Here is a 19,470-nt window from a genome sequence, read left to right as displayed (position 1 = left end):
AAGGCTCCCGCTGCATGCGGGCGCCATGCTCTGGCAGCTGGCCCAGATGTTGTGGGTCGGAGGCGTATGGTTGCTGCACATTGGTCTGCTGCCGGTGTTGGGCCAAATTGGCCTGGCGCCGCTGCTGGTCGAAGAAACTGGAAATATGCTGAATGCGTTGCTGGTAGGATTTGCAGCTGCGTGCGGGATTCTGCAGGTTTTGGTGCTGATACAGGCCGAGGGCCTGGCGAGTCTATGGCGGGATATTCGCGGTCAACTGCTGTTGATGGCGCTGTATGCGTGTGCGATGTATTTCGTGGTGCGCGTCAGCTTGCCCGAAGCGGTTCACTGGCAGTTGTTCAGCTATCTTGTTTTGGGTTTTTCTGGCCTTGTACTGGTATTGCAGCCAGTGCCGGGATGGAGCGGCAGGGTGCGCGAAGCGCACCCTTGACCCTTTCGACGTCAGTTGAAGCGATGGACGTTCGACAGTTGCTTGTTTACTTTGGCGTTCTTGCGGTAAATCAACGCCATTTTCCCGATGACTTGCACCAGATCCGCCTTACCAGCCGTGCACAGCTCGGTAATGGCTCCCAGGCGAGATTCGCGTTCGAGGATGTTGAGCTTGATTTTAATCAGCTCGTGATCGCTCAAAGCGCGTTCAAGTTCGGCTAACACACCTTCAGTCAAACCGTTGTCAGCCACAGTCAAAACTGGTTTCAGATGGTGGCCAATGGATTTGTACTGTTTCTTCTGCTCTTGAGTGAGCGGCATAATCTGACCCCTGTGTCTGATCTTGTAAAAAGCGGCGGCCAGTTTACCCGAGCGAGTCCGGGACCGCCCAGTTAATCACGACCCGTTTATTTTTGAGTTTATTTTTGAGGTGGCCCGTGGCCCGTTCCAAGACAAGCCTTAACTGGCTGAAAGAACATTTCAACGACCCATACGTCAAAATGGCGCAAAAAGATGGGTACCGTTCGCGTGCCAGCTACAAACTGCTGGAAATCCAGGAGAGGGACCGCATTATCCGCCCTGGCATGACTGTAATTGACCTTGGAGCAGCGCCGGGTGGATGGTCGCAGGTGACCAGTCGTCTGATCGGTGGCCAAGGCCGGCTGATCGCTTCCGACATCCTGGAAATGGACAGCATCCCTGATGTGAACTTCATTCAGGGCGATTTCACTGAAGATGCGGTACTGGCACAAATCCTCGAAGCTGTCGGAAATACGCAGGTGGACCTTGTGATTTCCGATATGGCCCCCAATATGAGTGGAATGGCGGCTGTCGATATGCCTCGGGCGATGTTTTTGTGCGAGTTGGCACTGGATCTCGCCGGTCGGGTGTTGCGCCCGGGTGGTGATTTTCTGATCAAGGTCTTCCAGGGTGAAGGCTTCGACGAGTACCACAAGGACATCCGCAAGCTGTTTGACAAGGTGCAGATGCGCAAGCCGTTGTCATCGCGTGACAGGTCCCGTGAGCAGTATTTGCTGGGGCGTGGTTTTCGCGGCGTTGAAGGTTCCGAGAGTATTGAGCGTTTCTGATGAGGGCGATAGGTTCTTTGGTATCGCTTTACAGATCCGGCAGAACGAAAATTGTGTAGTCAAAGTTTCACAAAGGGTTACAGACGGTGCCTGCCACATCTGTAGGTTCTGTAGTAAGTTAGGCTGGTGAATATCATGCGAAGCGCGCGCCATTAGCGGAGCTTGCTTCAGAGGGTAGTTAATTGAACGATATGGCAAAGAATCTGATCCTGTGGTTGATCATCGCGGCTGTCCTGGTGACGGTGATGAACAACTTCTCCAGCCCTAATGAGCCACAGACCCTCAACTATTCCGACTTCATCCAGCAAGTGAAGGATGGCAAGGTCGAGCGCGTAGCGGTAGATGGCTATGTGATTACCGGCAAGCGCAATGACGGCGACAGCTTCAAGACCATTCGTCCTGCTATTCAGGACAATGGCCTGATCGGCGACCTGGTGGATAACCACGTAGTCGTCGAAGGCAAGCAGCCTGAGCAGCAAAGCATCTGGACCCAGCTTCTGGTCGCAAGCTTCCCGATCCTGGTGATCATTGCCGTCTTCATGTTCTTCATGCGGCAGATGCAGGGCGGTGGTGGAGGGAAGGGCGGGCCGATGAGTTTCGGCAAGAGCAAGGCGCGTTTGCTATCCGAAGACCAGGTGAAAACCACTCTTGGCGACGTTGCTGGTTGCGATGAAGCCAAGGAAGAGGTAGGTGAGCTCGTCGAGTTCTTGCGCGATCCGGGCAAGTTCCAGCGCCTTGGCGGTCGTATTCCTCGCGGTGTGCTGATGGTCGGTCCTCCGGGTACCGGTAAAACCTTGCTGGCTAAAGCTATTGCTGGCGAAGCCAAAGTGCCCTTCTTCACCATTTCCGGTTCCGATTTCGTCGAAATGTTCGTCGGTGTTGGTGCAAGCCGTGTTCGCGATATGTTCGAGCAGGCGAAGAAGCACGCTCCATGTATCATCTTCATCGACGAAATCGACGCCGTCGGTCGTCACCGTGGCGCCGGTATGGGTGGTGGTCACGATGAGCGCGAACAGACTCTTAACCAGTTGCTGGTAGAGATGGATGGCTTCGAGATGAATGATGGCATCATCGTCATCGCCGCGACCAACCGTCCTGACGTGCTTGACCCTGCATTGCTGCGTCCAGGCCGTTTCGACCGTCAGGTCGTAGTAGGTTTGCCGGACATTCGTGGGCGCGAACAGATATTGAAAGTTCACATGCGCAAAGTGCCGATGGGTGATGACGTCGCCCCGGCAGTGATCGCTCGTGGTACCCCGGGTTTTTCCGGTGCAGACCTGGCCAACCTGGTGAACGAAGCTTCGTTGTTTGCTGCTCGTACAGGTAAGCGCGTTGTCGAGATGAAAGAGTTTGAACTGGCCAAAGACAAGATCATGATGGGCGCAGAGCGCAAATCCATGGTCATGTCCGAGAAAGAGAAGCAGAACACTGCCTATCACGAAGCGGGTCACGCTATCGTCGGTCGCGTTGTGCCTGAGCATGATCCTGTCTACAAGGTCTCGATCATCCCTCGCGGTCGTGCGTTGGGTGTCACCATGTTCTTGCCGGAAGAAGATCGTTACAGTCTGTCCAAACGTGCGTTGATCAGCCAGATTTGCTCGCTTTATGGCGGTCGTATTGCTGAAGAAATGACCTTGGGCTTTGATGGCGTCACAACGGGTGCTTCTAACGACATCATGCGCGCCAGCCAGATTGCGCGGAACATGGTTACCAAGTGGGGGCTGTCCGAAAAACTCGGCCCACTGATGTACGCAGAGGAAGAAGGCGAGGTGTTCTTGGGTCGCGGTGGTGGTCAGCACGCTAGTTTCTCGGGTGAAACCGCGAAGCTGATCGACTCCGAAGTGCGCAGCATCATTGACCAGTGCTACGGTACTGCCAAGCAGATCCTTACCGATAACCGTGACAAGCTCGACGCCATGGCGGATGCCTTGATGAAGTACGAGACTATCGATGCTGAGCAGATCGACGACATCATGGCTGGACGGACTCCGCGTGAGCCTCGCGACTGGTCGGGCGGCACCGGTACTTCCGGAACGCCTCCGGTGGTGCAGGATGAGCGTCCGGAAACTCCAATCGGTGGCGCTGCTGCCGACGTCTAAGGTTTGAAATGACTTCTGTACCGTCCTCGACCCGGTTGCCTTGCGGCAACCGGGTTCTTGATTTGGCCCGCACGCACGTGATGGGTATTCTTAATGTCACTCCTGACTCCTTCTCTGATGGCGGCCGCTTCAGTCAGGTCGATGCGGCTTTGCGTCATGCTGAATCTATGGTTGCGGCAGGTGCGACACTGATTGATGTCGGTGGTGAGTCGACCCGGCCGGGGGCTCGGGTGGTTTCTCCAATCGAAGAGCTTGAGCGCGTGGCGCCCATTGTCGAGCGGATTCATCGCGAACTCGATGTGATTATCTCGGTCGATACTTCGACGCCTGCAGTCATGCGCGAAACTGCGCGACTGGGTGCGGGTCTGATCAATGATGTGCGCTCACTGCGACGCGATGGCGCACTTGATGCCGCGGCGGCCACGGGGCTACCGGTGTGTCTTATGCATATGCTCGGCGAACCAGGTGACATGCAGGACAGTCCGCAGTATCGAAACGTGACAGGCGAGGTTGGCGAGTTTCTGGCGCAGCGTATGGCTCAATGCGCAGCGGTTGGTATCTCTCCCGAGCAGATCATTCTTGATCCGGGCTTCGGTTTTGCGAAAAGCCTGCAACACAACTTGAGTCTGTTCAAACATATGGAAGCCCTGCATGCCTTGGGGCGGCCCCTATTGGTTGGGGTTTCGCGAAAGAGCATGATAGGTCTGGCGTTGAATCGTCCGGTTGGAGAGCGATTGCATGGCGGTCTGGCTCTCGCGGCGTTGGCCGTGGTCAAAGGGGCGCGGATTTTGCGCGTACACGACGTGGCCGAGACAGTAGATGTAGTGCGGATGATCGAGGCAGTAGAATCAGCCGAATAAGAATGATGGAGCATTTATGACTAAGAAATATTTTGGCACTGACGGCATTCGTGGTCGGGTTGGCGAGTTTCCTATTACCCCTGATTTCATGCTCAAGCTCGGTTGGGCCGCGGGCATGGCGTTTCGTAGCATGGGCGCCTGTCGGGTGCTGGTGGGCAAGGATACGCGGATCTCCGGTTACATGTTCGAATCTGCTCTGGAGGCCGGGCTGTCTGCTGCTGGTGCTGATGTGATGTTGTTGGGGCCGATGCCGACACCGGCTATCGCGTATCTGACTCGCACCTTCCAGGCTGAGGCCGGCATTGTCATCAGTGCCTCGCACAATCCGCATGACGACAACGGCATCAAATTCTTCTCCGGGCAGGGCACCAAGCTGCCAGACGAAATCGAGCTGATGATCGAAGAGTTGCTCGATGCGCCGATGACGGTGGTCGAGTCGAGTAAAATCGGCAAGGTTTCGCGGATCAACGATGCGTCGGGTCGTTATATCGAATTCTGTAAAAGCAGCGTGCCAACCGGTACCAGTTTTGCTGGTTTGAATATCGTCATCGATTGCGCGCACGGCGCTACCTATAAAGTGGCTCCGAGTGTTTTTCGTGAGCTGGGTGCGCAGGTAACTGTACTTTCCGCTCAACCTAATGGCTTGAACATTAATGAAAACTGCGGCTCGACCCATATGGGTCAACTGCAGGCGGCGGTGCTGGCTGAGCATGCCGACCTCGGTATTGCCTTCGATGGCGACGGTGATCGGGTACTGATGGTCGATCATACGGGTGCGATAGTCGATGGTGATGAGTTGTTGTTCATCATTGCTCGTGATTTGCATGAGCGTAATAAATTGCAGGGCGGCGTCGTAGGGACTCTGATGAGTAACCTGGGGTTGGAGCTGGCATTGACTGACCTGGGTATTCCATTCGTGCGTGCCAATGTGGGTGACCGCTATGTAATTGCGGACCTGCTGGAGCGCAACTGGCAGGTTGGTGGCGAGAACTCTGGCCATATCGTGTGCTTCCAGCACACCACTACCGGCGATGCGATCATTGCTGCGCTGCAAGTATTGATGGCCTTGAAGCGTCGCAAGGAGGGCCTTGCAGAGTCCCGTAAGGCGTTGCGTAAGTGTCCTCAGGTTTTGGTCAACGTACGTTTTTCGGGTGGCGTGAATCCGGTCGAGCAAGCTGCAGTGAAAGAGGCATGTGCTCGTGTTACAGCGGCTATGGCTGGTCGTGGGCGGGTGCTTTTGCGCAAGTCTGGTACCGAGCCCCTGGTCCGCGTGATGGTCGAAGGCGATGACGAGGCGCAGGTTCGTGGCTATGCCGATGAGCTGGCAAAACTGGTTGCTGAAGTTTGCGCCTGATTTCGGCTTGCCAGTGTTGATGTGGTTGGGTAACATCTGCGCCCACTTTGACCGACGAGGTACAGCATGCGTCGCCCTATGGTAGCTGGTAACTGGAAAATGCACGGTACCCGCGCCAGCGTCGCTGAGCTGATCAATGGCCTTTGTCATCTGGCCTTGCCGAGCGGTGTTGATGTCGCGGTATTCCCGCCTTGCTTGCATATCAATCAAGTGATTGATGGCTTGAAAGGTAAGTCGATTTTGGTCGGCGCGCAGAATTCTGCGGTGGAATCCATGCAAGGTGCTTTGACTGGCGAAACTGCGCCAAGTCAGTTGGTGGATGCCGGCTGCTCCCTGGTGCTTGTGGGGCACTCTGAGCGTCGCCTGATCATGGGTGAGCGTGACGAGGCTCTCAATCGCAAGTTTGCCGCGGCGCAAGCATGTGGTTTGATGCCAGTGTTGTGTGTAGGGGAAACCCTCGAGCAACGCGAAGCCGGGAAGACCCTTGAGGTTGTCGGGCGTCAGCTGGGCAGTATCATCGAGGACTTGGGCATCGGTGCATTTGCAAATGCAGTAATCGCTTACGAGCCGGTCTGGGCCATTGGCACCGGGCTGACTGCTTCGCCGCAACAAGCGCAGGATGTGCACGCAGCCATTCGCGCGCAGTTGGCGGCAGAAAATTCTGAAGTCGCACGAGGTGTACGGCTTCTATACGGCGGCAGCGTGAAGGCGGCCAATGCGGTCGAACTGTTCGGCATGCCGGATATCGATGGGGGGCTCATTGGTGGAGCGTCCCTGAATGCAGATGAGTTCGGTGCGATCTGTCGCGCCGCGGGAAACTGAGAAAATGCTGGAAACAGTCGTAGTCGTTTTTCATCTGTTGGGTGCACTGGGCGTTGTCGCTCTGGTATTGCTGCAACAGGGTAAAGGTGCGGATGCTGGCGCGTCTTTCGGAGCAGGTGCTTCAAATACTGTGTTCGGAAGCCAAGGTTCCTCTACCTTTCTTAGTAAGTTTACTGCTATACTTGCCGCAGGTTTCTTCATAACCAGCTTAGGGTTAGGTTACTTTGCTAAAGAGAAAGCTCACCAGCTGACTCAAGTAGGTTTGCCAAATCCAGCAGTGTTGGAAGTTCCAAAGCAAAAACCGGCTTCTGATGATGTTCCGGTGCTTCAAGAGCAAAAGTCGGCAACCAATGCGACTGACGTACCTCCAGCTCAAGAGCAAAAGTAAGAAGGGTTTCACGCAGTAACGTTGTATTGCCGAGGTGGTGGAATTGGTAGACACGCAACCTTGAGGTGGTTGTGCCCATAGGGTGTAGGGGTTCGAGTCCCCTTCTCGGTACCAATTATCAGGAGAGCCCGCTGTTGCGGGCTTTCTTGTAGGTGGAAGGTTACATTGACCCTGTAAAGGATCGGTCGTATACTTCCGCCCCAGCTTTGTCGCGGGGTGGAGCAGTCTGGTAGCTCGTCGGGCTCATAACCCGAAGGTCGTCGGTTCAAATCCGGCCCCCGCAACCAGTTTTAGCGGAGCCCCTTTTTAGGGGCTTTTTGTTAGCTGGACACTTTCAACGCCGCTGTTCGACGGCGTTTCAAGGATGGGCGTTTCGCCCATTTTTTTATTTTGCACAGCATGCACATACATGCACGAGGGGGTTCAGGTGTCGAGCAAGCTAGAAGAGTTGCAGGCCTTGCTGGCCCCGGTGGTCGTGGCCCTAGGCTATGAATGCTGGGGTATTGAGTTTTCGGCTCAAGGTCGCCACTCAATGTTGCGCGTTTACATTGATAAAGAAGGCGGCGTGCTGGTGGACGATTGTGCCATCGTCAGTCGCCAGATCAGCGGTGTACTGGATGTTGAAGATCCGATCGCCGTTGAATACACCCTTGAAGTTTCCTCGCCTGGCATGGAACGCCCACTGTTCACTCTTGAGCAGTTTGCAAAATTTGCCGGTGAGCAAGTGAAGATCAAGCTGCGCTCGCCCTTTGAAGGTCGACGCAACTTTCAAGGCCTTCTGCGCGGCGTAGAAGAGCAGGACATTGTGGTGCAGGTTGAAGACCATGAGTTCCTGTTGCCGATCGATATGATCGACAAGGCCAACATTATTCCCAGTTTTGACTGAGACGCGGATCCCGCGGATCCAATGGCTTGCGAAAGGCGAGGCGTACGATGAGCAAAGAAGTACTGCTGGTTGTTGAGTCGGTATCCAATGAAAAGGGCGTACCGGCAAACGTTATTTTTGAAGCGCTGGAGCTGGCTCTGGCCACTGCTACCAAAAAACGTTTCGAAGACGAAGTTGACCTGCGTGTGGAAATTAACCGCCATACCGGTGCCTATGAAACTTTCCGTCGTTGGGCGGTAGTCGAAGAAGCAGATCTGGACGATCCGGCTGTCGAGATGTGGGTCGAGCAGGCTCAGGAAACCCAGCCTGGCGCTAAAGCTGGCGACATCGTTGAAGTAAAAATCGACTCGATCGAGTTTGGCCGCATCGCTGCACAGACTGCCAAGCAAGTCATCGTGCAGAAAGTCCGCGAAGCCGAGCGTGCTCAAGTCGTTGATGCCTATCGCGAGCGCCTTGGAGAAATCATCTCCGGCACCGTGAAGAAAGTTACTCGCGATAACGTGATCGTCGATCTGGGCAACAACGCTGAAGCGTTGCTGGCTCGTGAAGACATCATCTCCCGCGAGACTTTCCGTGTTGGCGTCCGTCTTCGTGCGCTGCTCAAGGAAATCCGCACCGAGAACCGCGGTCCTCAGCTGATCCTTTCGCGTACCGCGCCGGAAATGCTGATCGAATTGTTCCGCATTGAAGTGCCGGAAATTGCCGAAGGCCTGATCGAAGTGATGGCAGCGTCCCGCGATCCGGGCTCTCGCGCCAAAATTGCGGTCCGCTCCAAAGACAAACGCATCGATCCGCAAGGCGCTTGCATTGGTATGCGCGGTTCGCGCGTCCAGGCAGTGTCTGGCGAGTTGGGCGGCGAGCGTGTGGACATCGTCCTGTGGGACGACAATCCGGCGCAGTTCGTGATCAACGCCATGTCACCGGCTGAAGTCGCGGCAATTATCGTTGACGAAGATGCCCATGCAATGGACATCGCCGTTGGCGCAGACAATCTTGCTCAGGCCATCGGTCGCGGTGGTCAGAACGTGCGTCTGGCTAGCCAGTTGACTGGCTGGACCCTGAACGTGATGACCGAATCGGACATCCAGGCTAAGCAGCAAGCAGAAACCGGCGACATCCTGCGCAACTTCATCGACGAGCTGGAAGTCGACGAAGATCTGGCACAGGTGCTGGTCGATGAAGGCTTCACCAGCCTGGAAGAGATTGCCTACGTACCGTTGGAAGAAATGCTCAACATCGACGGCTTTGACGAAGATACCGTCAACGAGCTTCGCGCTCGCGCCAAGGATCGTTTGTTGACTAAAGCCATCGCTACTGAGGAAAAGCTGGCAGACGCCCATCCGGCCGAAGACCTGCTCTCGCTTGAGGGTATGGACAAGGATTTGGCGATGGAACTGGCGGTGCGCGGCGTAATTACCCGCGAAGACCTGGCCGAGCAGTCTATTGACGACCTGCTCGACATCGACGGCATTGACGATGATCGTGCCGGCAAGTTGATCATGGCCGCCCGAGCCCATTGGTTCGAGTAATTAGGCGCGGCCTGAGGAGAGAAGTGCATGACGCAAGTCACGGTGAAACAACTGGCCGATGAGGTCAAAACACCGGTAGAGCGCCTGTTGCAGCAGATGCGTGAGGCAGGTCTGCCGCACACCGCCGCCGAGCAAGATGTGACCGACAGTGAGAAGCAGGCTCTGCTGACTCACTTGAAAAGCAGCCACAAGGCGAAAGTGGAAGAACCGCGCAAGATCACTTTGCAGCGTAAAACCACCAGCACCCTGCGTGTTGCTGGCAGCAAAAGCATCAGCGTTGAAGTACGCAAGAAGAAAGTCTTCGTACAGCGCAGCCCGGAAGAAATCGAAGCCGAGCGCAAACGCGAACTGGAAGAACGTCGTGCAGTAGAAAATGCTGCTCGTCAGAAGGCTGAAGAAGAAGCCAAGCGTCGCGCCGAAGAAGAAGCGCGTCGCCAGCCTGCTGCTGCGCAATCGTCTGCAAATGACGCTGTTGCAGCGCCTGCTGCTTTCGTCGCACCTGTGCAAGAGGCCCCTGTAGTGGCGGCTGCACCGGCGGCCGACGCTCGCAAGAGAGATGAGCAACGTCGCCCGGACAAGCCACGCAGTGATGACAGTAGTCGTCGCGGCGATGGCGAGCGCAAGAGCAATGCTCCGCATCGTGCAACCGTTAAAGAGAAGGCTCCGGCTCCACGCGTAGCCCCTCGTACTACCGACGAAGAAAGCGATGGCTTCCGTCGTGGTGGTCGCGGCAAAGCCAAGCTGAAGAAACGCAATGCTCACGGTTTCCAGAGCCCAACCGGTCCTGTGGTTCGTGACGTGCAAATCGGCGAGACGATCACTGTTGGCGAGTTGTCGCAGCAGATGTCGGTCAAGGCTGCTGAAGTTATCAAGTTCATGTTCAAAATGGGCACTCCGGTGACCATCAACCAGGTTCTTGATCGGGAAACCGCTCAGCTGGTTGCTGAAGAACTCGGCCACAAAGTGACCTTGGTCAGCGACACCGCCTTGGAAGACTCCCTGGCAGAATCGCTGAAGTTCGAAGGTGAAGCTTTCTCCCGTGCGCCAGTCGTGACCGTAATGGGCCACGTTGACCATGGTAAAACTTCGCTGCTCGACTACATCCGTCGTGCCAAGGTAGCTGCTGGCGAAGCCGGTGGTATCACCCAGCACATCGGTGCTTACCACGTTGAAACCGATCGCGGCATGGTCACTTTCCTCGACACCCCTGGTCACGCTGCGTTTACTGCAATGCGTGCTCGTGGTGCCAAGGCGACCGACATCGTGATTCTGGTAGTTGCGGCGGACGACGGTGTGATGCCGCAAACCATCGAAGCTGTTCAACATGCTAAAGCCGCCGGTGTACCGCTGGTTGTTGCTGTGAACAAAATCGACAAGCCGGGCGCCGATCTCGATCGTATTCGCAGCGAACTGTCTGTCCACGGTGTTACCTCCGAAGAGTGGGGTGGTGATACTCCGTTCGTTTCAGTCTCCGCGAAAATGGGTACTGGCGTTGACGACCTGCTGGAAGCAGTTTTGCTGCAAGCTGAAGTTCTCGAACTGACAGCAACCCCGTCCGCTCCTGGTCGTGGCGTTGTGGTTGAATCGCGTCTCGACAAAGGTCGTGGCCCGGTTGCAACCGTTCTGGTTTCAGACGGCACGCTGCGTCAAGGCGACATGGTCCTGGTTGGTTCGAACTTCGGCCGTATCCGGGCGATGCTTGACGAAAACGGCAAGCCGATCAAAGAAGCCGGTCCGTCGATTCCAGTCGAGATTCTCGGTCTGGACGGCACGCCGGAAGCTGGCGATGAACTGAGCGTAATGACTGACGAGAAGAAGGCGCGCGAAGTTGCCCTGTTCCGTCAAGGCAAGTTCCGCGAAGTCAAACTGGCTCGTGCTCACGCTGGCAAGCTGGAAAATATCTTCGAGAACATGGGTCAGGAAGAGAAGAAGACGCTTAACATCGTCCTCAAATCCGACGTCCGCGGTTCTCTGGAAGCTCTGCAGGGCGCCCTCGGCGGCCTGGGTAACGATGAAGTGCAAGTGCGCGTAGTCGGTGGCGGTGTCGGTGGTATCACCGAGAGCGACGCCAACCTTGCACTGGCCTCCAACGCTGTACTGTTTGGCTTCAACGTGCGTGCCGATGCTGGCGCTCGCAAGATCGTCGAGCAGGAAGGTCTGGATATGCGTTACTACAACGTGATCTACGACATCATCGAAGACGTCAAGAAAGCCCTCACCGGCATGCTTGGCAGCGACGTTCGGGAGAACATCCTGGGTATCGCTGAAGTCCGCGACGTGTTCCGTTCGCCGAAGTTCGGCGCGATCGCCGGCTGTATGGTTCTGGAAGGTGTGGTTCACCGCAACCGTCCGATCCGTGTACTGCGCGAAGACATCGTTATTTTCGAAGGCGAACTTGAGTCCCTGCGCCGCTTCAAGGACGATATGTCCGAAGTACGTGCCGGCATGGAATGCGGTATCGGCGTCAAGAGCTACAACGACGTCAAGGCCGGTGACAAGATCGAAGTCTTCGAGAAAGTCCAAGTGGCTCGCAGCCTCTAAGTCGCGAGCTTCAAGAGTCATGATGGGGTACTGCGTGCAAATGCGCTGTGCTCATACGGGACTCTAAACGCAACGCCCGGTCCGGCTTCTGCCAGGCCGGGCGTTTGCCGCTTTCAGACCACACGGGTTTCACCGTGGGTCAGTGACAGGTAACAATACATGGCAAAAGAATATAGCCGTACCCAACGTATCGGCGATCAGATGCAGCGCGAGCTGGCACAACTGATCCGTCGTGAAGTCAAAGACCCGCGCGTCGGTCTGGTCACCATTACCGCTGTTGAAGTCAGTCGTGACGTCGGTCACGCCAAGATTTTCATCACTGTGATGGGCCAGGACAGCGCTGATGACATCGCTCAGAGCATCAAGGTGCTCAACTCGGCCGCCGGTTTCCTGCGTATGCAGCTGGCTCGCGAGATGAAGTTGCGCAGCGTTCCACAGTTGCACTTCCACTACGACGAAAGCGTTGTGCGTGGTGCCCACCTTTCGGCGTTGATCGAACGCGCCGTGGCTGAGGACAACCAGCACCCGGTAGTGGCTGATCTAGAAGACACCAAGGAGTAATCGGTGGCTCAGGTCAAACGTATCCGTCGTAACGTCAGCGGCATCATTCTGCTCGACAAGCCGTTGGGGTTCACCTCCAACGCGGCGCTGCAGAAAGTCCGCTGGTTGCTCAACGCCGAAAAGGCCGGGCACACCGGCAGCCTTGATCCGCTCGCCACTGGCGTGTTGCCGTTGTGCTTTGGTGAGGCCACCAAGTTTTCGCAATACTTGCTTGATTCGGACAAGTCTTATGAAACCCTGGCGCAGTTGGGCAAGACCACCACCACGGCAGATGCCGAAGGTGAGGTTTTGCAGACTCGCGAAGTGACCGTTGGTCGCACCGATATCGAAGCGGTTTTACCGGCTTTTCGCGGTCAAATCAGTCAGATACCGCCGATGTACTCAGCCCTCAAGCGTGATGGCCAGCCGCTTTACAAGTTGGCTCGTGCAGGCGAAGTGGTGGAGCGCGAACCGCGTTCTGTTACTATTGCGCGCTTAGAATTGCTGGCCTATGAAGGCGATACTGCGCGCTTTGCAGTGGATTGCAGCAAAGGCACCTATATTCGCACTCTGGTGGAGGATATTGGTGAGCAGCTCGGCTGTGGGGCTTACGTTGCTGAACTGCGACGTACCCAGGCCGGCCCTTTCAGTCTGGCCCAGACGGTCACGCTGGAAGAGTTGGAAGCGGTACATGCCGAAGGCGGCAATGAGGCGGTTGACCGCTTCCTGATGCCATCGGACAGCGGCCTGCTGGATTGGCCACTGTTGCAGTTCTCGGAGCACAGCTCGTTCTATTGGCTCAACGGCCAACCGGTACGAGCCCCGGATGCACCGAAGTTTGGCATGGTACGGGTACAGGATCATAACGGTCGCTTCATCGGTATCGGTGAAGTGAGCGAAGACGGGCGCATCGCGCCACGTCGACTGATTCGGTCAGAATGACCGAAACCAGTCTGTGTAACAGCAGGCTGGAACGAGGGTGGCTGTTAACAGGCACGGTCACTACTCACTTATGAATACAGGGGTTTGTCCCTGGCCTGTTGAAACTGTTCCTCGGAATGGTTTCCTGATAAAAGGATTGCCTCATGGCTCTCGACGTTCAAGAAAAAGCTCAAATCGTAGCTGACTACCAGCAAGCTGTTGGTGACACTGGTTCGCCAGAAGTGCAAGTTGCACTGCTGACCCACAACATCAACAAGCTGCAAGGTCACTTCAAGGCCAACGGTAAAGATCACCACTCCCGTCGTGGTCTGATCCGCATGGTAAACCAGCGTCGTAAGCTGCTGGACTACCTGAAAGGCAAGGACGTGAGCCGTTACAGCGCTCTGATCGCTCGCCTGGGTCTGCGTCGCTAATAAGCGATGTACTAGAGGTTGGTTGTTTGCTGTGCGTCAGCGGGTTCCCCGCAGGCGCATGGCAGGCTCCCAGCCTCAAGTTTTATCTGGACAGTCATCGTTGGGCCGAATCCCGGCACTGCCCAAGAATTTCGCAAGAAAACCAGTTCCCCAAGAGCCACAAAGAAGGTAGGACACCGTGAACCCGGTAATCAAAAAATTCCAGTTCGGTCAGTCGACCGTTACCCTCGAGACTGGCCGTATCGCCCGTCAGGCCTCCGGCGCAGTATTGGTCACCGTTGACGACGATGTCAGCGTGTTGGTGACTGTAGTCGGTTCCAAACAAGCAGATCCAGGCAAGGGTTTCTTCCCTCTGTCTGTTCACTACCAGGAAAAGACTTACGCTGCTGGTAAGATCCCTGGCGGTTTCTTCAAGCGCGAAGGCCGTCCTTCCGAGAAAGAAACCCTGACTTCGCGACTGATCGACCGTCCGATCCGTCCTCTGTTCCCAGAAGGTTTCATGAACGAAGTGCAGGTTGTCTGCACCGTTCTGTCCACCAGCAAAAAGACTGATCCAGACGTTGCTGCAATGATCGGTACTTCCGCTGCGCTGGCAATCTCCGGCATTCCTTTCGATGGCCCGATCGGCGCTGCCCGCGTTGCTTTCCACGAAAGCACCGGCTACCTGCTGAACCCGACTTACGAGCAGCTCAAGGCTTCGAGCCTGGACATGGTCGTTGCCGGTACGTCGGAAGCGGTATTGATGGTTGAATCGGAAGCCAAAGAGCTGACCGAAGACCAGATGCTGGGCGCTGTACTGTTCGCCCACGACGAATTCCAGGTCGTTATCCAGGCTGTCAAGGAACTGGCTGCCGAAGCTGCCAAACCAACCTGGGACTGGCAGCCAAAGCCAGAAGCCACTGCTCTGCTGGGCGCCATCCGTGCAGAATTCGGCGACGCGATCTCCCAGGCTTACACCATCACCGTCAAGCACGAGCGTTATGCGCGTCTGGGCGAGTTGCGTGATCAGATCGTTGCCAAGCTGTCGGGCGAGGAAGGTCAGCCTTCTTCGAGCGATGTCAAAGCTGCCTTCGGCGAAATCGAATACCGCACCGTTCGCGAAAACATCGTTAACGGCAAGCCGCGTATCGATGGCCGTGACACCCGCACCGTACGTCCGCTGAACATCGAAGTCGGCGTTCTGCCGAAGACCCACGGCTCGGCACTGTTCACCCGTGGCGAAACCCAGGCGCTGGTTGTTGCCACTCTGGGTACTGCCCGTGACGCGCAGCTGCTGGACACCCTGGAAGGCGAGAAAAAAGACCCCTTCATGCTGCACTACAACTTCCCTCCGTTCTCGGTGGGCGAGTGTGGTCGCATGGGTGGCGCTGGTCGTCGCGAAATCGGTCACGGCCGCCTGGCTCGTCGCTCGGTTCAGGCCATGCTGCCTGCTGCTGACGTGTTCCCGTACACCATTCGTGTCGTATCGGAAATCACTGAGTCCAACGGTTCCAGCTCCATGGCTTCGGTCTGCGGCGCTTCCCTGGCTTTGATGGACGCCGGTGTGCCGATGAAGGCGCCAGTTGCTGGTATCGCCATGGGTCTGGTTAAAGAAGGCGAGAAGTTCGCCATCCTGACCGACATCCTGGGTGACGAAGACCACCTGGGCGACATGGACTTCAAAGTAGCCGGTACCGCCAAAGGTGTGACCGCGCTGCAGATGGACATCAAGATCAAGGGCATCACCGAAGAAATCATGGAAATCGCTCTGGGCCAAGCCCTGGAAGCGCGCCTGAACATCCTCGGCCAGATGAACCAGATTCTTGCTCAATCGCGTACCGAACTGTCGGAAAACGCGCCGACCATGATCGCGATGAAAATCGACACCGACAAAATCCGTGATGTTATCGGTAAAGGCGGCGCGACCATTCGTGCGATCTGTGAAGAGACCAAAGCTTCGATCGACATCGAAGACGACGGCACGATCAAGATCTTCGGCGAAACCAAGGAAGCTGCAGAAGCTGCTCGTCAGCGCGTTCTGGGTATCACCGCTGAAGCCGAAATCGGCAAGATCTACGTTGGTAAGGTCGAGCGCATCGTTGACTTCGGTGCCTTCGTCAACATCCTGCCGGGCAAGGACGGTCTGGTTCACATCTCCATGCTGAGCGACGCTCGTGTTGAGAAAGTGACCGACATTCTGAAAGAAGGTCAGGAAGTGGAAGTACTGGTACTGGACGTGGACAACCGCGGCCGTATCAAGCTGTCCATCAAAGACGTAGCAGCAGCCAAGGCATCGGGCGTTTAATACTCCCCTCGCTTGACCGCTTCAACGTTGTAAAAAATGCCCCGTAGCGAAAGCTACGGGGTATTTTTTTGTCTGCTGAAAATTGAGTGGTCTCAGCGAGTTGCCTGACCTGAAAGTCGGTGCTAGTTTTAGCCCAGCGCCGGTGTAGCTCAGTCGGTAGAGCAGCGCACTCGTAACGCGAAGGTCGTAGGTTCGATTCCTATCTCCGGCACCAGCAACACCTGTTTTCAAATGATCCCGAATGGTTCTGAAGGCCAGATAAACCGGGTTGTAAGCGGTTTTTTGCGTCAGAGAGATCCTTGATGATCCAGATCCATCTTCCATTCCCCAGATCAGAGAGAACGAAATGACCGTTAAAGAAGAAACACAGCAAGCGAGACACGAAGAAGCCCTCAAGAAGTACATTCTTGATGCGCCTGCGTTGATGGAAGAGATCAAAGACCTGAGCGCCGATGATCAGAAAGATCAGATTCAGTGGGCGTTTGAGGACGAGGCTGAGGCTCAGGGACTCCAACCATGGGAGCTGACCCTCAAGTACACCTCTACTCCAGAAGAGTTCGAAGCCACGCGCCTTGCGCTGCACAAAGAGGCGGCTGAAGTGTTGGGCGTTGGCTGGGAAGAGTATTGCGAGATGAACAACCTGGTTGTCTGATGCCGATCGCCAGCCTCATCGAGGCTGGCATCCAGCTCCATCAGAGGCTTAGTCGCATCGACAGATCGACCGCCTTCACATCCTTGGTCATCGCACCGATAGAGATGTAATCCACGCCGGTTTCGGCGATTGGGCGCAAGGTGCTTTCGTTGATCCCGCCGCTTGCCTCGAGTTTGGCTTTGCCAGCGTTAAGGCGCACAGCTTCGCGCATGTCGTCGTGGCTGAGTTCGTCCAGCATGATGATGTCGGCACCGGCAGCCAGAGCTTCTTTCAATTCCGCAAGACTTTCTACCTCTACCTCCACCGGTTTACCCGGGGCAATTCTGTGCGCAGCGGTGATTGCCTGGGCAATGCCTCCGCAAGCGGCGATATGGTTTTCTTTGATAAGAAAGGCGTCATACAGGCCAATGCGATGGTTGTGGCAACCACCGCAGGTCACCGCGTATTTCTGTGCCAGACGCAGACCAGGCAGGGTCTTTCGGGTATCCAGCAGTTTTACCTGAGTATCCGCAACCAGGTCGGCGTAGTACTGCGCGCGAGTGGCGACCCCGGACAGCAATTGCAGGAAGTTCAGCGCACTGCGTTCACCGCTGAGCAGCGAGCGAGCGGGCCCTTCAAGGTGGAACAACGCCTGATTAGGGCTGACTCGCTCGCCGTCACGCACTTGCCAGTGCACTGCAACCCGGGGGTCTAGTTGCCGAAACACCGAATCGACCCAGGCGGTGCCGCTGATGACGGCTGCGTCGCGAGTGATGATGGTGGCTTTGGCCAAGCGCTCGGCCGGGATCAGTTGTGCGGTGATGTCGCCGCTGCCGATGTCTTCAAGCAACGCACGGCGCACGTTGGCTTCGATTTCGGCGGTCAGGTCGGCGAGGCGTAGATTCGGCATAACGGGCTCCACAAACAAAGTGACTCGATTATAGGGCCATGCCACGGGCTAACCCAAGGCGACAAACACCTTCACTTCGCTCTGAAACATGCATTTGGTCGCTTCAGATGAACAACACAGGCATGAAAGTACTGGAGCGAACCCGCACCTCGCTGGCTCTGGAGTTCGGCTGCGGGGCTGTTCGTAAACTCGATGACACCTTGTTGTTCGACCGGGCGCTGGAGTCGGTACTTGGTAACTTACGTCGACTCAATCGCGGCAAGTGATCGCAACCTGGGCGCTGATCGCGGCATACTGGGCTATCAAAGTCGTTTTTGAAGGAACCTGTATGCAGTTGGACCCCGCTAGCGGCTGGTGTGAAGGCGTTTGTCATTGTCCGTCACCAAACTTCAATGCGCGCCCCACGGGTGAGATTTCCCTGCTGGTGATCCATAACATCAGTTTGCCGCCGGCGCAGTTCGCGACGGGAAAAGTGCAGGAGTTTTTTCAGAATCGTCTGGATGTCACGGAGCATCCTTATTTTGCAGGGATCGCCGATCTTCGAGTGTCTGCGCATTTTTTGATCGAGCGTGACGGCGCCATTACTCAGTTTGTCTCCTGTCTTGAGCGTGCCTGGCACGCGGGTGTCTCACGCTTCGATGAGCGGGAGGGGTGTAATGATTTTTCCTTGGGCATTGAATTGGAAGGCACCGACGAGCTGCCCTTCACCGATGCTCAATATCAGGCGTTGATTGCCTTGACCCGGCAATTGCAGGGGGCCTTCACGGCGATCACTGTGCAGCGCATTTGTGGCCATAGCGATATTGCACCCGGGCGCAAGACCGATCCGGGGCCGGCGTTCGACTGGGCACGCTTTCGCGGGGCCTTGGAAAAAGGGGAAGGACAATGAGTTTTCTGGTGTTACTGCTGGCGGTCTGGATCGAGAAGTTCTCGGCCTTGCGTCACCGGGTCCAGCGCGACAGTGGATGGTTGCGCGAGTTGGCCAAACTTGAGGCCAGCCCACGATTTTCGAATCGGCCCTGGCTGGTGTTGGTGCTGCTGATTCTGCTGCCGGTTGCGGTGCTAGGGTTGCTGCTGGTGGTGCTGGAACCGGTGGCCTACGGTTTGTTGGCCTTACCTGTTCATCTGTTAGTGGTGATTTACAGCCTGGGGCGTGGTGACTTGTTGGCCGGATTGGGGCCGTTTCGCGATGCCTGGCGTCGTGAAGACCTGCAGGCCGCCGCTCATGTCGCCAAGCGTGACCTGGATATCTGCGCCGACAGCGGTGAACAGTTGCTTGAGCGGGTTCAAGGACATTTGCTGTGGGAGGCCTATCAGAGCTTTTTTGCGGTGATTTTCTGGTACTTCCTGCTGGGGCCAGTCGCGGCGTTGAGCTATCGCCTGCTGGCATTGGCCGCTGAACACGGGAAAAACCCGGCGCTGGTCGAGCGCGCCGAGCAACTGCGACATGCCTTCGATTGGTTGCCGGTGCGGTTGTTGGCGGCAAGCTTTGCGCTGGTCGGCAACTTTGTTGCGGTCGGCCGGGTGATGCTGCACGAGTTGCTCAACTGGAACATTAGCGCGGCGCAGTTGGTGGAAAAAGTCGGCCTGGCGGCTGGCGAGATCCCGGCACCGATAGTCGGCGCTGATGGCATTACCAGTCTGGACCGGTTGTGGGAGCTGCTGCTGCGGGCTGCGGTGCTTTGGTATGCGTGCTTTGCACTCTGGACGGTGTTGCCGTAGTCAATTGATCCTGGGTGCATTCAGACGATCTT

The 19,470-nt window shown here is 56.3% G+C and carries 19 protein-coding genes, 3 tRNA genes and 1 pseudogene; 21 read left to right on the top strand and 2 right to left on the bottom strand.

Going from position 1 to position 19,470, the window contains the following annotated elements; all coding sequences use genetic code 11:
- Positions 1-25 precede the first annotated feature (25 nt).
- The gene (locus ACZYSM_RS03020; protein WP_489068906.1) at positions 26-430 is read left to right on the top strand and encodes an MFS transporter; all 405 of its coding nucleotides are present in this window, start codon (positions 26-28) and stop codon (positions 428-430) included.
- Between the two features lie 11 nt (positions 431-441).
- Here the strand turns inward: ACZYSM_RS03020 and ACZYSM_RS03015 are convergent, their stop codons facing one another.
- Positions 442-750 (bottom strand): YhbY family RNA-binding protein, encoded by a 309-nt coding sequence (locus ACZYSM_RS03015; RefSeq protein WP_489068716.1) that lies wholly within the window; start codon positions 748-750, stop codon positions 442-444.
- A 116-nt stretch (positions 751-866) separates the two neighbouring features.
- Between ACZYSM_RS03015 and rlmE the strand changes: the two genes are divergently transcribed.
- The 17 genes from rlmE (at position 867) to ACZYSM_RS02930 (ending at position 16,827) form a co-directional block, all read left to right on the top strand.
- Positions 867-1,517 (top strand): 23S rRNA (uridine(2552)-2'-O)-methyltransferase RlmE, encoded by a 651-nt coding sequence (gene rlmE / locus ACZYSM_RS03010; protein ID WP_489068714.1) that lies wholly within the window; start codon positions 867-869, stop codon positions 1,515-1,517.
- A gap of 191 nt (positions 1,518-1,708) precedes the next feature.
- Positions 1,709-3,616, top strand: coding sequence for an ATP-dependent zinc metalloprotease FtsH (gene ftsH / locus ACZYSM_RS03005; RefSeq protein WP_489068712.1), 1,908 nt, complete (start codon positions 1,709-1,711; stop codon positions 3,614-3,616).
- Positions 3,617-3,624: 8 nt separating this feature from the next.
- Positions 3,625-4,476, top strand: a complete 852-nt coding sequence (gene folP, locus ACZYSM_RS03000; protein ID WP_489068710.1) for a dihydropteroate synthase — start codon at positions 3,625-3,627, stop codon at positions 4,474-4,476.
- A 16-nt stretch (positions 4,477-4,492) separates the two neighbouring features.
- Positions 4,493-5,830: a phosphoglucosamine mutase gene (glmM, locus tag ACZYSM_RS02995; RefSeq protein WP_489068708.1), complete on the top strand. Its 1,338-nt coding sequence runs from the start codon at positions 4,493-4,495 to the stop codon at positions 5,828-5,830.
- Positions 5,831-5,896: 66 nt separating this feature from the next.
- Positions 5,897-6,652: a triose-phosphate isomerase gene (tpiA, locus tag ACZYSM_RS02990; protein WP_489068706.1), complete on the top strand. Its 756-nt coding sequence runs from the start codon at positions 5,897-5,899 to the stop codon at positions 6,650-6,652.
- A gap of 4 nt (positions 6,653-6,656) precedes the next feature.
- On the top strand, positions 6,657-7,040 hold the full coding sequence (gene secG, locus ACZYSM_RS02985) for a preprotein translocase subunit SecG (RefSeq protein ID WP_054594060.1): 384 nt from the start codon (positions 6,657-6,659) through the stop codon (positions 7,038-7,040).
- Positions 7,041-7,068: 28 nt separating this feature from the next.
- Positions 7,069-7,154 (top strand) — tRNA-Leu (locus tag ACZYSM_RS02980).
- A gap of 96 nt (positions 7,155-7,250) precedes the next feature.
- Positions 7,251-7,327: transfer RNA gene (locus ACZYSM_RS02975), tRNA-Met, on the top strand.
- Positions 7,328-7,467: 140 nt separating this feature from the next.
- Positions 7,468-7,926 carry a ribosome maturation factor RimP gene (rimP, locus tag ACZYSM_RS02970; RefSeq protein ID WP_259499261.1) on the top strand — a complete coding sequence of 153 codons (459 nt, stop codon included), beginning with the start codon at positions 7,468-7,470 and terminating at the stop codon, positions 7,924-7,926.
- A 47-nt stretch (positions 7,927-7,973) separates the two neighbouring features.
- Positions 7,974-9,455, top strand: coding sequence for a transcription termination factor NusA (nusA, locus tag ACZYSM_RS02965; protein ID WP_489068704.1), 1,482 nt, complete (start codon positions 7,974-7,976; stop codon positions 9,453-9,455).
- Positions 9,456-9,482: 27 nt separating this feature from the next.
- Entirely contained in the window at positions 9,483-11,996 is a 2,514-nt protein-coding gene (infB, locus tag ACZYSM_RS02960; RefSeq protein ID WP_489068702.1) for a translation initiation factor IF-2, read from the top strand.
- Positions 11,997-12,155: 159 nt separating this feature from the next.
- Entirely contained in the window at positions 12,156-12,557 is a 402-nt protein-coding gene (gene rbfA, locus ACZYSM_RS02955; protein WP_489068700.1) for a 30S ribosome-binding factor RbfA, read from the top strand.
- A gap of 3 nt (positions 12,558-12,560) precedes the next feature.
- On the top strand, positions 12,561-13,478 hold the full coding sequence (truB, locus tag ACZYSM_RS02950; RefSeq protein WP_489068698.1) for a tRNA pseudouridine(55) synthase TruB: 918 nt from the start codon (positions 12,561-12,563) through the stop codon (positions 13,476-13,478).
- Between the two features lie 143 nt (positions 13,479-13,621).
- On the top strand, positions 13,622-13,891 hold the full coding sequence (gene rpsO, locus ACZYSM_RS02945) for a 30S ribosomal protein S15 (protein ID WP_003197723.1): 270 nt from the start codon (positions 13,622-13,624) through the stop codon (positions 13,889-13,891).
- A 178-nt stretch (positions 13,892-14,069) separates the two neighbouring features.
- Positions 14,070-16,175: a polyribonucleotide nucleotidyltransferase gene (pnp, locus tag ACZYSM_RS02940; RefSeq protein WP_489068696.1), complete on the top strand. Its 2,106-nt coding sequence runs from the start codon at positions 14,070-14,072 to the stop codon at positions 16,173-16,175.
- A gap of 138 nt (positions 16,176-16,313) precedes the next feature.
- Positions 16,314-16,389: transfer RNA gene (locus ACZYSM_RS02935), tRNA-Thr, on the top strand.
- 132 nt (positions 16,390-16,521) lie between these two features.
- Positions 16,522-16,827 (top strand): DUF6388 family protein, encoded by a 306-nt coding sequence (locus ACZYSM_RS02930; RefSeq protein WP_489068694.1) that lies wholly within the window; start codon positions 16,522-16,524, stop codon positions 16,825-16,827.
- Between the two features lie 40 nt (positions 16,828-16,867).
- Here ACZYSM_RS02930 and nadC read toward each other — a convergent pair whose 3' ends face one another.
- Positions 16,868-17,716, bottom strand: a complete 849-nt coding sequence (nadC, locus tag ACZYSM_RS02925; RefSeq protein WP_489068692.1) for a carboxylating nicotinate-nucleotide diphosphorylase — start codon at positions 17,714-17,716, stop codon at positions 16,868-16,870.
- Positions 17,717-17,823: 107 nt separating this feature from the next.
- Here nadC and ACZYSM_RS02920 point away from each other — a divergent pair.
- The 3 genes and pseudogenes from ACZYSM_RS02920 to ampE form a co-directional block, all read left to right on the top strand.
- Positions 17,824-17,982: pseudogene (locus ACZYSM_RS02920) on the top strand (hypothetical protein); the annotation flags it as partial.
- Positions 17,983-18,044: 62 nt separating this feature from the next.
- On the top strand, positions 18,045-18,605 hold the full coding sequence (gene ampD / locus ACZYSM_RS02915) for a 1,6-anhydro-N-acetylmuramyl-L-alanine amidase AmpD (protein WP_489068690.1): 561 nt from the start codon (positions 18,045-18,047) through the stop codon (positions 18,603-18,605).
- The gene (gene ampE, locus ACZYSM_RS02910) at positions 18,602-19,438 is read left to right on the top strand and encodes a regulatory signaling modulator protein AmpE (RefSeq protein WP_489068688.1); all 837 of its coding nucleotides are present in this window, start codon (positions 18,602-18,604) and stop codon (positions 19,436-19,438) included. Before ampD ends, ampE begins: the two co-directional genes overlap by 4 nt.
- The last annotated feature ends 32 nt before the right edge of the window (positions 19,439-19,470 follow it).

Source organism: Pseudomonas sp. F220, assembly GCF_057813935.1.
Note: the sequence above shows the minus strand (reverse complement) of the source record. Positions and strands in the feature narration are given on the sequence as shown.